General features: G+C 60.5%; 10 protein-coding genes and 2 pseudogenes. 10 read left to right on the forward strand and 2 right to left on the reverse strand.

All coding sequences use genetic code 11. The features are described from left to right. Positions 1 to 114 precede the first annotated feature (114 nt). Together ACTGJ9_RS35680 and ACTGJ9_RS35685 are read left to right on the forward strand one after the other, a co-directional pair. Positions 115 to 1374, forward strand: coding sequence for a polysaccharide biosynthesis/export family protein (locus ACTGJ9_RS35680; RefSeq protein ID WP_456674860.1), 1260 nt, complete (start codon positions 115 to 117; stop codon positions 1372 to 1374). A 233-nt stretch (positions 1375 to 1607) separates the two neighbouring features. Next, positions 1608 to 2264, forward strand: a complete 657-nt coding sequence (locus ACTGJ9_RS35685) for a helix-turn-helix transcriptional regulator (protein ID WP_456674861.1) — start codon at positions 1608 to 1610, stop codon at positions 2262 to 2264. Between the two features lie 93 nt (positions 2265 to 2357). Here the strand turns inward: ACTGJ9_RS35685 and ACTGJ9_RS35690 are convergent, their stop codons facing one another. Further along, a complete protein-coding gene (locus ACTGJ9_RS35690; protein WP_456674862.1) occupies positions 2358 to 3782 on the reverse strand; it encodes an HlyD family type I secretion periplasmic adaptor subunit in 1425 nt (474 codons plus the stop codon). Next, a complete protein-coding gene (locus ACTGJ9_RS35695; RefSeq protein ID WP_456678732.1) occupies positions 3769 to 5892 on the reverse strand; it encodes a type I secretion system permease/ATPase in 2124 nt (707 codons plus the stop codon). The genes ACTGJ9_RS35690 and ACTGJ9_RS35695 overlap by 14 nt, the downstream gene beginning before the upstream one ends. A gap of 806 nt (positions 5893 to 6698) precedes the next feature. On the opposite strand from ACTGJ9_RS35695, the gene ACTGJ9_RS35700 reads away from it, so the two are divergent. From ACTGJ9_RS35700 to ACTGJ9_RS35735, 8 genes and pseudogenes are all read left to right on the forward strand, one after another. Further along, entirely contained in the window at positions 6699 to 7919 is a 1221-nt protein-coding gene (locus ACTGJ9_RS35700; RefSeq protein ID WP_456674863.1) for a glycosyltransferase, read from the forward strand. 153 nt (positions 7920 to 8072) lie between these two features. Next, positions 8073 to 8885, forward strand: coding sequence for a hypothetical protein (locus ACTGJ9_RS35705; RefSeq protein WP_456674864.1), 813 nt, complete (start codon positions 8073 to 8075; stop codon positions 8883 to 8885). A 215-nt stretch (positions 8886 to 9100) separates the two neighbouring features. Then, a complete protein-coding gene (locus tag ACTGJ9_RS35710) occupies positions 9101 to 10504 on the forward strand; it encodes an O-antigen ligase family protein (RefSeq protein ID WP_456674865.1) in 1404 nt (467 codons plus the stop codon). 42 nt (positions 10505 to 10546) lie between these two features. Then, positions 10547 to 10819 (forward strand): annotated as a pseudogene (locus tag ACTGJ9_RS35715) (Wzz/FepE/Etk N-terminal domain-containing protein); the annotation flags it as partial. 629 nt (positions 10820 to 11448) lie between these two features. Further along, positions 11449 to 11547 (forward strand): annotated as a pseudogene (locus ACTGJ9_RS35720) (hypothetical protein); the annotation flags it as partial. Beyond that, positions 11548 to 12522 carry a hypothetical protein gene (locus ACTGJ9_RS35725; protein ID WP_456674866.1) on the forward strand — a complete coding sequence of 325 codons (975 nt, stop codon included), beginning with the start codon at positions 11548 to 11550 and terminating at the stop codon, positions 12520 to 12522. Next, on the forward strand, positions 12519 to 13553 hold the full coding sequence (locus ACTGJ9_RS35730; RefSeq protein WP_456674867.1) for a hypothetical protein: 1035 nt from the start codon (positions 12519 to 12521) through the stop codon (positions 13551 to 13553). Before ACTGJ9_RS35725 ends, ACTGJ9_RS35730 begins: the two co-directional genes overlap by 4 nt. Then, positions 13525 to 14046: a hypothetical protein gene (locus ACTGJ9_RS35735; protein ID WP_456674868.1), complete on the forward strand. Its 522-nt coding sequence runs from the start codon at positions 13525 to 13527 to the stop codon at positions 14044 to 14046. The genes ACTGJ9_RS35730 and ACTGJ9_RS35735 overlap by 29 nt, the downstream gene beginning before the upstream one ends. The last annotated feature ends 34 nt before the right edge of the window (positions 14047 to 14080 follow it).

Consider the following 14080-nt stretch of genomic DNA (forward strand, 5'->3'; position numbering starts at 1 on the left):
ATTCCCGGACAGGCTCTCTTCGGGATTGCGGAGCCCCTACGGAGTGTAACAACCTCCTCCTCCGGAATAAACCACGCCGTGCTGCGTATGCTTTATCGGTGCAAGGAGATCGCCATGGACGGCAGCACGAGCGTCAGGACATTCAGCCACATCTCGATTGCCGGCTGGATGGTGATTATTCTGCTCGCCAGCAGCCCATGCTTCGCAGCACAGTACAGGCTGGCGGCGGGTGATACCGTCGAAGTGTCGATCGGAGTTGCGTCGGAACAACGTCACCGCGCGCAAATCCAGATCGACGGCACGATCGCTCTTCCCGGAATCGGCACGGTCGAGGTCGCGGGCCTGACCACGGCCGAGTTGCAGAGCCGGATGGAAACGTTGTTACAGTCGAAGATACTGCGGCAACGGCTGCCAGACGGGCGAGAACAGGCAATCGTCGTCGTGCCTGGGGACGTTCTCGCGAGCGTGGTGGAGTACCGTCCTATCTACGTCACCGGCGATGTTCTGACGCCCGGACAGTTGGCATACAGGTCCTCAATGACCGTGCGCCAGGCGGTCGCGGTTTCCGGCGGTTACAGCCTGTTGCGTTCCCGCAATCAGCCTGGCACCAATGATCCAGCGGATCTTCTGCGTGACTATCAGTCCCTTTCTGCGGAGTACGTGAAGGAGTACTTCCATATCCTTCGTGTCGATGCCGAACTCGCAGACAAGGACACCTTCGATCAGACCGCACCCCAGGACATATCCTTGCCGTCATTTGCGATCGTTCCGATCGTGCAGGCTGAGGCAGAGTCGCTAAAGACCACCCAACGCGACTATCGCAAGGAGCGCACGTTTCTGGAGAACGCCGTAAAGCAAGCGGACGGACAGTTCGCGGCTCTCAGTAAGCAGCAGGAGGGCGAAGAGAAAGGCGTGCAGGCGGATGAGGAAGAACTCGACCGCGTCGTGAAGCTGTTCGGTTCGGGCTCCCTACCGAGTCCCCGCGTCACCGAAAGTCGACGCGCCCTTCTGCTTTCGTCGACGCGACGTCTGCAAACCACCGTCGAACTTATGCGTCTCCAACGCCAGCGCGAAGATTCCGCTCGGCAGATCGATCGCGCCGCAAGCCAGCGCACGATCACGTTGCTTCATGAGCTGAGGGACTCCAACGTCCACATAACCGACCTGCGCATCAGAATGAGGTCGTTAGCGCAGAAGCTGCAGCCCGTAAGCGGAAGCGCGGCGATACCAGCGGGAACGGGTGACCTAAAGCCGCAAGTCACCGTCGTACGAAAGTCCGGCCAGAGTTGGGAAAAGATCGTCGCATCCGAAGATTTCGACCTAGAACCAGGCGACGTTATCGAAATCACGTTGCGGGCGCCCGGCGGCTCGTAACGCGACCAGCTCAATGCGTCGCACTGATCCGCAGATCCTCCCCACTGGGCACTCAACAAGCGATCTCCGGCTACCCCGCGTGAGCCTGCTCGGCTTCACGAGAACGTCGGCTGGATTACTCCCAAGTAGACCGCCTAACTCCGATTCAATGTTTACAACGCGCCTGCCAATTGGAGAATGGTGGTCAGATGTCGTTCACTTGAACGAGCCGGTAAACGAAAGGCGCGCATCGAATGCTGAACCTGACCCAGAGCAGCTCGGTTGCATCACTTTACCAATCCAAGGAATCCATTTTCAACATTTCCAACCGTGCTCCCCCAATCCTCTCCGAGGACCGTCGGTTCGACGTGCGCGATGAAATGCACGCAGCCCTCGGCCGTATTGGCTGCGTGCACATCTTGCTCAAACACGGCCGTGTGGTCGAGGTGAGCCCGACGGGCCGGGCGATACTGGAGCGCCATTGTGGATCCGCTCTGGATACAAAATCGCTCTCTGTCGCTGTAAGAGACATCGTAAAGCGCGCGGGCGTCGAAGTTTCCGCGGGTTCGATGGCATGGCTGGCGACGTCGCCCCGCGAAGGCATAACGAGCCTCGTCAATGAGATCGCCAATGTCTGGTCGGACGACACCTGCGCCATCGTCCTGCTCGACCTCGATGCTCGTCCGGAGCCGTCACCCCGAACGCTGCAACGCTTGTTTGGCCTCACGACCGCCGAGATTCATGTCGCCATCGAATTGGCACGCGGCGGCAATTTGCTCGACATTGCCCGCTCTCAGCGGCTGAGCCGAACGACAATCCGCTCCCATCTCGCCTCGCTGTTCGTCAAGACCCAGACGCGACGCCAAGTGGAGCTTGTCTCCCTCTTGGGACGTATCGCCCTTATACCTTAAAGACCTGACGTCCGTTTCCGTCCCTGCAACGGCCCGGGGCGCCGCCGCCGGGAGGCCAAGAGGCACGCTCTCCCTGCTCAAAGCCCCTGGCCATTATCTTTCTCGTAATATTTCCTGATTGTACCGCGTCAACGGTGAGAGCAGATAGCTGATGATGCGTCGCGAACCCGTCCTGATCTCGACGGTCACCGCCATTCCCGGCGACAGTTGGACGGTCCGACCCTCTATGTCCATCGAGGTACGATCGAGGCTGACGCGGGCCGCGTAAATCAGCTCCTGCCCCTTCGGCTCGCTGGACGCGATTTCCGTTCCGCCGGACTGATCCCTCGCCCCGTCCTCACGTCGATCACGTATGATCGCATCCCTTGAAACGCTGAGCACCCTACCATTCAGCAGGCCGTAGCGGGTAAAATTGAAAGTGTCGATCTTGATTGCGACGGTCTGCCCCGGAACGACAAAGCCAATATCTCGGTTAGATACCAGCGCCTCAATCTCGAAATCCGGCTTCAACGAAACTACGGACGCCAGTGTTTGTGCCGGTGTTACCACGCCACCGATCGTGTGCACGGCGAGCTGCTGCACGACCCCATCGACCGGCGCGGTGAGAATTTGCAGCTTCGCCTTTTGCTCCGCCTTGATCATGTCCTGAGCGAGACCGGCAGCCCGCTGTTCGGCCTTGGACAGATCGTCATAGAGCGCTCGTCGGAACTCCGCTTCCGCTTTGGATCTGGTCTGCGCGAGACTCGCCGTCGCGGCTTCCGCTTCGCGGAGCCGGCTCTGCTGGACCAGAACGTCCTGCTGTTGACCGACCAGTTCCTGAGCCTCGGTGAGATAGGTGATCTTAGACCCGATAGCCTTATCGTAGAGATATTTGCGAACGTTCACACGCTCCTCAAGGAGGGGGATTGTTGCATCGAGCTTGGATATCGTCGCCGCGATTGTCTCACTCTCCGCCTTTTTCTGTCCCAACTGCCTATCGAGTTCCGACAACCTCGTGCTGTGCTCTGCCATCTGGCTGGCCAGGAACTGACGATGGAGGTCGATCGCCTGCTGGCTCGCTCCTATCGGAGGGGCGAACGTCGCCATCGGATCGCCGGGTCCCAGCGCCGCGCGCAACCTGGCAGTGTCAAGCTGCGTAGCAACCAAGTCGCTCCTCACGTGATCAAGTTCGGCGGCAGTGATAGTTGGATCCAGTTCGATCAACACGTCTCCCGCCTTGACCACCGCGCCGTCCCTGACGTGAATCGCGCGCACCACTCCCGTTTCCGCGGGCTGGATCACCTTGGTTCGGCCATTCACCACGATCTTGCCCGGCGCGGTCGCGACAACATCGACCCTGGAGAGCGTCGCCCAGACCATTGCGACGCAAAACAGCAAGATAATGATCATTCCGATAGCGCGGCCGACCGGCGACGGCGGCCTCTCGAGGACCTCCAGCGCGGCCGGGAGAAAGGCCGTCTCCTCTTCGCGGCGCCGGCGGCGATCCGGGAACGGAACGATGCTTCTAGCGATGGTCATTGATCCCTGCCTGGAGCAAGTGCAAATTTGCGTAGCGTCCGTTCGAGCGGATCAACTCATCATGGGTGCCGTCCTCAACGATCCGCCCGTGATCGATGGTGATAATCCGATTTGCTCGTCGCACCGTGGAGAGGCGGTGGGCAATGATAAAGACGGTGCGCCTTTCGCAAATGCGTCGCATGTTGTCCTGGATGATCCGTTCGCTCTCATAGTCGAGCGCGCTGGTGGCCTCATCGAAGATCAAAATACGGGGATCATTGACCAGAGCGCGAGCAATCGCAATGCGCTGCCGCTGGCCACCCGAAAGGCTGCAGCCGCGCTCACCGACAATGGTATCGTAGCCCTCAGGCAGTTCGAGTATGAATTCATGTGCGCCGGCAAGGATGGCCGCATCAATGATCCGCTGCATCGGCATGGCGGAATCGGCAAGCGCGATGTTCTCGGCCACGGTTCGGTTGAAAAGCACGTCCTCCTGCAGAACGACGCCGACCTGCCGTCGCAGCCAGGCGGCATCGGTCAAGGCAAGATCGACACCATCGACGAGGACACGGCCACTTTCCGGCACGTACAGCCGTTCAAGGAGCTTGGTCAGCGTGCTCTTGCCCGAGCCGGACGGACCAACAATCCCGACGACTTGGCCTGCCGGAACATGGAATCGAATGTCGTGCAGCGTCTCGGGTCCGTCCGTGCGATAGCGGAATGTAACGTGATCGAATGTGACGGCGCCGGTGATCGGCGGGAGCACGGTGCGCCCTAAGCCGACAGTCGGCTCCGGCCGCGTATTGAGGATATCGCCCAATCGATCGATCGAGAGACGAACCTGGTGGAAGTCCTGCCAAATCTGGGCGATGCGCAAGACAGGCATGTTCACGCGGTTTGCCAGCATATTGAAGGCCACCAATTCGCCGACGGTCAGGCCACCTTCGATCACCAACTTCGCGCCGAAGAACAGGATGGCAACCGTAACCAGATGGCTCACCAATTGCACTGCCTGACTTGCGACATTTCCAAGGCTCACAACGCGAAAGCTCGCGGAAACATAGGCAGCGAGCTGTTCCTCCCAGCGCCTGTTCATCTGGGGCTCAACGGCCAAGGCCTTCAACGTCTGCACGCCCGTTATGCTCTCGACCAGGAAGGCCTGATTTTCTGCGCCTCGACGGAATTTTTCATCCAACCGCTGACGGAACAGCGGTGTCGCGATGGCCGAAATGCCGATGTAGAACGGAAACCCTCCCAGAACGATCAGCGTGAGCATCGGCGAGTAAACGAACATCACCGCAATGAAAACTGCGGTGAACATGAAATCGATAATGAAAGTCAGTGCGGAACTCGTCAGAAAGTTGCGGACATTTTCCAGCTCCTGAACGCGGGCGACCGAGTCGCCGACCCGTCGGGTTTGAAAATACATGAGCGGCAATGACGCCAGATGGCGGTAGAGGCGGGCGCCTAGCTCGACGTCGATGCGGTTGGTGGTATGAGAAAAGAGGTAAGTGCGTAACGCGCCCAGCACTGCTTCGAACACGGCGATCACGGCCAAACCGATCACCAAGACTTCCAGCGTACTGATGCCGCGATGGACGAGCACCTTGTCGATGACCACCTGAAAGAACAGCGGGCTGACGAGGGCGAATACCTGGAGGAAGAAGGAGGCGAGCAGAACTTCTCCGAGGAGGTGGCGATACTTCCGAATTGCACCAAGGAACCAGGTGAAGTCGAATCGGCGAGACAGATCGGAAAGCGACGCCCTGCGCGCCATCAAGACCATGCGGCCATCCCAGAGCGTCTCGAATTCGGCACGACTGAGTTTGCGCGGACGGGGGTCCGAGGGACACTGAACCAACACCTCGTCCCCGTCCGCCTTGCCGACCAGGAGGAAGCCGCCTTGATTGAGCACGGCGATTCCCGGCAACGGTATGCGCGCAAGCCGCGCCCAGCCGGTCTTAATCGTGCGCGCCTTGAGGCCGAAAGCCTTCGCACAGCGCACCATCTCCGTCACGCCGATGTGACGGGTACCTAGTCGATGACAGAGTTGCTCCTCGTCGGCTGCAATACCGTGCAACCTAAGCAACAGGACGAGGGCAAAGGGCGCCGACTTCTCTGGAGACACCATTTCTTGGATATTCCGCATGTGGTCCGCCAACATCTCGCGATCAATAACATCAGATCCGGACAGCAACCCGAGCGGTCCTTTTGTCGTCCTCGTCTCGCCCTCGATCCTGCGAGCGCTGGTTGCTCGTGAGGCACGTCTTGCCGTGAAGTCGCCTCCTGCGGTCGCAACTCTAACCGGGCTCTCGGGATACCCGAGCGGCAAAAACGCAGTACATGCGCAGTTTCATTTGGCCCTAATAGGTAGCTCAGAAGGTCAGAAGCCCGCACCGAGATGGCGTCATCGACGGCCTCCGCTAGGTGTCGCAGCGGGAGACCCTGCGGCGAGCAATGGCGCGGACACAGAGGTGAATGGAGAGGTAATCCAAAGGGGGTACTGGAAAGAGGGGCCGCCTCATATGGCCTCACCCGCCGGCCGGACATCGATCGAGCATCGTCCTTTCAAATCCATTCTCGCCGCGAACGCGCGATCCTAGCGCAGCATCGCAACGCGCCGCCGCCGATTGCGCGAGTGGATCGTGTGATTACTCCTTTATTCAGATACGATCGCGAATGTGCCGTGTTAATAGTGGATTCCCGACAACTCTCTCGGTTGAATGTGAAGTTCACGCATCCCTGAGCGTGTTGGCGCTTTCCAGCGGATACCGCTTTGCGGTTTCCGATGGATGGTTGGGCAGCGGCGCCGTTCAAGTGGGCTGCGATCCAACGGACAATTTGACGAGATCCTGTCTCCGCGGACGGGCTGCCGGCATTTGCCAAGACGTGGGCGATCAAGGCATGCGCGATAGGGAATAAGGGAGCTTTGCGAAAATGTTGAAACCGGGGCTGAGCGGCGATCAAAGAAACGGTTCTCGTCTCGCTGACAACCATCCAAGAGAGGCATCGAGGGATCGATGCGATCCGCCGCAGCCCCATCTTCTTTATATCGGGGGCGAAGATCATCATCTCCGCATTCCGGCGATGTGCGCGCTGCGCGACCGCGGCTTTCGCATAACAGCCGTGGCGAGCGGCGACCCAGCTCCGTTTGCGCAAGCAGGTATCCGCTATCGAGACTTCCAGTTCAACCGGTTCGTAAACCCGCGGGCCGACTGGGCGGCCATCAAAAGCCTTACGAAAATCCTGGTCGAGGAGCAGCCTGATCTTGCGCAAAGCTTCGACACCAAACCCTCGATATTTCTGCCTTTGGCTGCGCGAAGCGCTCCCGGTGTGTTGGCCATTCGAACGATTAATGGACGAGCTTTTCTCTATTCATCTCGCTCTCCTCTCGCCCTGACGCTACGTCCGGTCTATCGCGCGCTCCACAAGCTTGCAGCTCGCACCGCCGCCGCTACTGTATTTGAGATCGGTGACGACCGCGCGTTTTTCGAGCGTCACGGGATCGCAGGAAACATGCCCGTTCTGATCCGAGGTGCGGGCGTCGATGTCGAGGGGTTCGATCGAGCACTGAGCTCAGGCCCCTCGCCGGCTCAGCTTCGCCAAGAGCTCGGGCTTGGCGACGCCGAAGTCGTGATTACCGTGACGCGGATGACCAGGCAGAAGGGCATTCCGGCCCTGCTCGACGCCGCTGCCCGGGTGCACGAGGTGCGTCCCGATGTACGGTTCCTGCTTGTCGGGCCGCGCGAATCCGAAGGCCCCCTCGCCATCCTGCAGGCCGAGATTGATCGGCATTCACCCTATGTGAAGGCGATCGGGCCGAGATCGGACGTCCCGTCCCTGCTCAGGCTCGCAAACGTATTCGCGTTTCCGACTGAGTACCGTGAAGGCGTGCCTCGGGTTCTCCTCGAGGCCGCGCTCGCCGGCCTGCCAATCGTGACCACGACCATGCCAGGTTGCGCGGAAGTCATCCGCGACGGATGGAACGGTTTGCTGGTGCCCCGGGAGCGCCGCCCGCATTGGCCGCAAAGATTCTCCACTTGCTCGCCAATCGAGAGAAGGGCCTGGCCATGGCAGATCGCGCCGCCGAGTATGTCAGGAAGGAGTTCTCGCTCGCGACCGTTGTCGCTCATCATGCCAATCTCTACAGGCAGTTGATCGATCGTGCGTCCCCAGTCCGGTTCAAGGACGGCAACCTCGCGCCGGCGAGGGAGGATACATGCAGCGTCCTGTAGGGAGAGGCGTCACGTACGTTACGTGGTTCGCGGTAGCAGTGCTGCTGGGGGTAGTGCATTGCTCCTGCAGGGCTTCGTGTTCGACACGCCCACGCACGCGCAGGCCACAACCACGTTGCATTTCGCCTCCAACGGAAATTTCGACCCGGCCGGCAACTATCTTCCCGGTGCAGCCGGCTTCAATGTGGCGGACGTCAGTAGCCTGGCCCAAATGGACTCTCTGCCGGAGGGTGTGAGAGGCCTAGTGTGGGTCGGTCAATGCAGCGGCGCGGACACTAAATTCGTGGATACCGTCCGCCCATACATCGGCCACGCCAAACTGTTCGGATTCTATTTGATGGACGATCCGGATCCGACGGGACAGCACTTCCCGCTTTGTGCGGCTGACAATCTGAGGGCGGAATCGGACTGGATCCACGCCAACGTGCCCGGCGCAAAGGCTTTCATCCTGCTCATGACGATGACGTCGTCACGAACGCCGTCCTTCAAGAACACCTACAACCCCGCTAACTCGCATGTCGACCTGTTCGGCATCGATCCCTACCCTTGCCGGACGGAGTTGAACGGCTGCGATTACCACCAGATCGACCGCTATGTCGCGGCGGCCGAGGCCGCCGGAGTGCCGCGCGACAAGATGGTCCCGGTCTACCAAACATTTGGCGGCGGCCGCTGGATCAATGACGGCGGAGGCCGATACGTGCTGCCGACCGCAAGTCAGATGCAGCTGATGTTGGCTCGCTGGGACGCGCTGCTGCCGAGCCCCGTTTTCGACTTCGCCTACAGCTGGGGACCGCAGAATGGAGACTGGGCCCTCGCCGGTTCACCGGAATTACAGGCAGCGTTCTTGAGCCGCAATCGAAACCCAATAGCTTTGAACCGAATGAATTGAAGTCCGATGGACGCCGCCAGAACGTGTCGCAACCGAAAGACATGCCAGCCGGACGACATTCATGTGCGCCCCGAGATAAGAAGGGCGGACAGGAGGTCTGGACTCCTTTCTGCTGTCCCGCGAACCATCGCCATGTTTCGGATCATCACTCAAAGGCTGCCGTCTTCGGTCGAACGCCGGTTACGGAATCAATCGACGCAGCGCGAGGTACGTCTGTGATCCTCGACTTCCTGTTCGCAGTCGGGCTGCTGCTGACGCCCGCGTCCCAATTGCGGCTTGCAGGCTTGCCAGTCGGACCGGGCGAACTCTGTCTATTTATGTGGGTGATCCTCGTACTCGGTCGCGAAGCAGCTCGCCTTCGCTTGCTCCTGACGCCTGCGCTGTCGCGGCTACTGGTGTTCTGGTCGCTGTTTGTCCTTGCGCAGAGCCTCGGAACCCTGACGGCAAAGCTCATCGGCGACCAGCACGATTCCGAATGGTTCATACACGATGTCATGGCCTATCCTCTATTGGCCGCCATCAGTTGCCTGAGCGTGTTCGGGCCGCACCCCGAAGCCAGGTTGCGGCGCATCACCTGGCTTCTGTGCGGACTCGGCACGCCGGTTATTGTCGCACAACTGGCCGACGCCTGGGGTCTCTACGATCTACCTTCGGTCGATCCGATGTGGTGGGATCAATTCCGAGGCTGGTCGTCGAATCCGCATCAACTTGCAGTCCTCTGCATGGTGCTGGGATTTCTATCGCTCCATCTTGCCGAAACGTCCACCAGGGTCGGCCCGAGGATGGGCGCTCTCGCCTGCGCCATCATCCCCGTCTACACGGGCCGGATCACCGGGAGCGATTCGTTTACGCTCATTTTTGTGCTGGCCGGCCCGATCTTCCTGGCGTTCAAGTGCCGAACCTGGCTGTTCTCGCGAGCGCGGCAGATCAGCTTCCGTTCAGCGGTCGCCTGGGTGATTGTGCTGGCCTTGCCCGGGCTCGTGATCTCGATGGCGCCGCTGGCCTATTCGATTGCGGTCGAAGCCAGCGACCTCGCCAAGTCGATGGCACGGGACAACCCCGAGCAAACCAAAGAGAAGACGGAATTGCGATTTGAGCTTTGGAGCCAGGCGGTCAGGCGGGGTGTCGAATCCGGTATGCTCGGCCTGGGCCCCGGTCCGCATCTCGACATCCCGAACTCCATCGTCTCGGCGAGGAAGCTGGATACGGTCCATCCCGACTTTGTCGAACACCCCAAGCCCTCGTTCGTGCCGAATTTTGAGGCGCACAACACGATTCTCGACCTATTTACCCAGGGCGGGCTCCTGATCGTCTTGAGCTTCGTCTGGCTCGTGGCAACGGCTTTCCGGTCCGCCTACGCGACCGGTCAAGCAGGCTTGCCGACGTTACTGTGCGGTCTCTGCATTTACGCCATCGCCACCTTCCTGCTTCGGCATCCGATCTTCTGGTTTGTAATCGCAGTCTGCCTGACCGCAGAGCCGATGCCGGCGGGCCAACTACGATCGATCGCCAGAGGCAACGCACTTCGTGGCCATGCTCGCCTGGCGAACGCATGGGATCGATTTCTTCGCCCGCGACCGGCATATGGCACGAGCCAACCGAGCTCGAGGCTAAGCTGATTGCGAGGATGGGCCGATGGCAGGGAGGTACTGATGCAATTGATGGATAAGACCGGTCTCATAGCCGACAGCATACCAATAGGGCCTGACTTCGAAGCTCTGCAGCAAGACGATCAGACCACGATCGCACCCGAACCCGGCTTCCAGCAGGTGATCGGGACTCTTCGTCGGAGGAGCAACCTCATCCTCACCATCGCAGGCGTGGGAACGATGCTGGCCGGCATCGCCGGTGTACTCATCACGCCCAAATATACGGCGACCGCGCAGGTCGTCCAGGTTCAGGGCGGCACTCCCCTAAGTCCCGAGGCGCTCCAGCAGGCCGTGGACACCCAGGTGACCATGCTGACATCTCCCTATCACTTGCGCCACGTTCTTGACAGCTTTCGAAACGACCCAAAGTTTCGCGGGCTGGCACCCGACGTCGCCGTGGATCCGGCCATCACACCGAAACCTGCTCAGGCCGAGACGAGCGAGGCCGGCCCGCTGGGCCTGAAGGAGCTCAAGCGAAGGCTGGGTGTCTGGATTGGACCGCTATTCCATCATAGGCGAGCCGACGCAGGCCTGCAATTCGACGATCTCCAGCGTCGTCTGCAGGTTCTCCAGGAACGCCGCTCACGCATCATCAACGTCACCTTCCAGTGGACGAGCCCCGAGAGGGCCGCCGACATCGTCAACCGGATCGTCGAGCTCTACGTTCAGAGCAATGCCGAGCAGCAACGAGCTTACACCACTGGCGAACTGGCCCGGCTTGATGAACGAATGGCGACGGTCAAGGCCGACATCGAGCGGACCAGCGCAGCACTGCACCAAGCAACCCAGCGGCGCGCCGATGTGGGCCGCAATGCCGGCGGCGAAGAACAGGAGCTAACGCCGACCCACGCGAACTCGAACGCCGAACCGCCGCCAACGCACAGCTTTATGCAAGTCTTCTCCAGCGCCAGAAGGAGATCCGCGAACAGGAAGAGCTCGTCAATCCGGACGTCAGCATTCTTTCACTTGCCTCTCCGCCGTCACGACCGAGTTCTCCGAATCCTATCCTGTTCATGCTCCCTGCCCTGATCGTCTCGCTCATCTGTGGGAGCTTCGTCGCCCTCGTCCAGGAACGCCTCGACAAATCGCTTCGCAGCGAGAAGGAAATCACCGACGCGTTCGGACTCTCCTGCATCGGTCTGGTCCCGCAAATGCCCGCGGGCCGCCTGACTGACGCAGGAGACTATGTTCGGATCGAGCCATTCTCTCCGTACGCGGAAGCGCTTCGGTCAACGGCTGCGACATTACGCCTGGTCGAGCCAGGTCATGTGAAAACGGTCTTAATCAGTTCCAGCATCGCCGGCGAAGGGAAAACCACGCTCGCACGCGGACTCGCGGCTTATGTCGGCCTCCTCGGACGGCGTGCGCTCCTGATCGGCATCGACCTTCACAGGGGCATGCGCGTTGGCGAGTTCGACAGCGCCGGCGAGCGACGAATCGTCGGTCTACAGAACCGATCGCTGGCGGACTCGATCCGGCACATTCCGCAGGCCGGCTTCGACTATCTCCGGATACCCGGCTATCGGCTCGACCCAATAAGTGCCATCGAACAGATGGCCGAACTCGTTCGCCAGCTGCGCGAACGCTACGATTGCGTGATCATTGATGGTCCGCCAGTCCTTGCAGCGATTGAGGCGCGATTGCTCCCGTCGATCGCCGACAAGCTTCTCTTCGTCGTCAAATGGGGGAGCACGAGGCGGGAGGTCGCTCAGAACGCCGTGGGCCTCCTTCGCGGCTGCGGGCGCTTCGACAACGAGCGCGGCGATTTTGCAGCGGCCATTGCGACACAGGTCGATCTCAAGAAGCATGCGCAATACGGCTTTGGCGATGCGAGCGAATTTTCCGCCGGGGGTGCAGACGCGGCTCGCGCCGGCATACGTCAACGCTTCCACGCGATCACCTCTTCCCCGTTTCAGCGGATGCAGGAGATCGGACTTCAAGCGCTGGACATTGCAAGATCATTCGGGCGGAAAGGGCACGAAAGATGAGACAGGGTGCCCTGCACAGGACAGACCTGACCGGCGGCTCGACCGCCGAGAGCGCGATATTGCCGCTTATTCTCATGGTCTTGAACGACTTTGATCGACACGACATCACCTACTTTTACTGGAAGAGCAGCAATCGAGTTTACCGCGGCCTCACCGGCGACGGAGATCTCGATCTCCTTGTGGCAAATCGGGATCAGCACCGCGCTCAGGCGATCCTCCTCGAGCGCGGTCTCAAGCTCTTTCCGGCCGTCCCCTATCGTGACCATCCGTCGGTCCTGAGCTATCTCGGCCATGACGAACCGAGTGGCCGGATCGTGCATCTTCATCTGCATGTCCGGCTGGTCGCCGGCGCCAGCCTGCTCAAGAACTATCACCTACCCTGGGAAGAGGTCCTGGCGAAACGAGCGATTGCTCACCCGGAGCTACCGATCCGTATTCTGGAGCCCGTCGACGAGGCATTGCTGCTGATTGTACGCGGCTCCCTTGAACTGCGGCGATCGGATCCTGTCGTGCTCCGCAACTGGCAGGCAATGACACGCAAATTCGCACTTGATCGCGCGGAACTCGCTGGCCGAATTCCTCGCGCGGCGCTCGGAAGGCGAGCGGCTGAACTACTGGGCGACGATCTGGCCGACATGGTTGCGGATGCGCTTTATTGCCAACCTGCGCTGGAGCATCAGCGACGTTTGCGGCGGCGCATCCGAAGGCACTTCGCGCCCTATCGTACCTACAACGATCTTGAGGCAGGACTGCGGGGGCTGACACGTGCCGCGCACCTGGTCGCCGGTTACCTGAACAAACGCTTTATCTGGGCACCCCGGCCGTGGAGTCGACGGGCCCCAGGTGGTGGGCACGTTGTGGCCGTCATCGGCGTCGACGGCAGTGGGAAGTCAACCATCGTCGCGACAATCCGGCAGTGGCTCGGCGAGGAGGTGGATGTCATTCCGGTCTATTTCGGTACCGGCGCGGGACGCCCTCCTCGTCTTATGGCCGCTCAAGCTGATGGTGCCTCTGATCGCGCCGTTGTTTAAGACCAAGCCCAAGGGCTCGTCGCATGGCAAGATCTCGGATCGCCCTCCGAGCCGGGTGTACAGTGCTCTGATGGCGATCTGGGCGACGGCCACGGCCATCGAAAAACGCTCCAAGTTGTCGGCCGCGCATCGTGGGGCCCGCCGAGGCCTTGTGGTGGTCACCGATCGATACCCGCAGAACGAGATCGCCGGCTTCAACGAAGGTCCGCTGATGCCGCGCCTGGTCGGGATTCCACTCTGGCTACGTCGCTTTGAAGCCAAAGCCTATTCACTTGCCGAGCGCCTCCCACCGGATATCGTGATCAAGCTGGTCGTTCCGCCGGAGGTTTGCGCCAGGCGCGAACCCGACATGGATCCTGCCGTGATCACGCAACGTATCGCAGCTATCCCGCGCCTCGCGTTTTCCGGCGCACGCGTTGTCTCGATCGACGCCCAACAGCCTCTAGCCGATGTCATTCGCGCGGTGAAGAAGGAGGTGTGGCGGATACTCTAGGGCAGGCGACAGAACGTCTCATTGAATCATTTCA

Source organism: Bradyrhizobium sp. RDM12 (assembly GCF_051917485.1).
Taxonomy (GTDB): Bacteria; Pseudomonadota; Alphaproteobacteria; order Rhizobiales; family Xanthobacteraceae; genus Bradyrhizobium.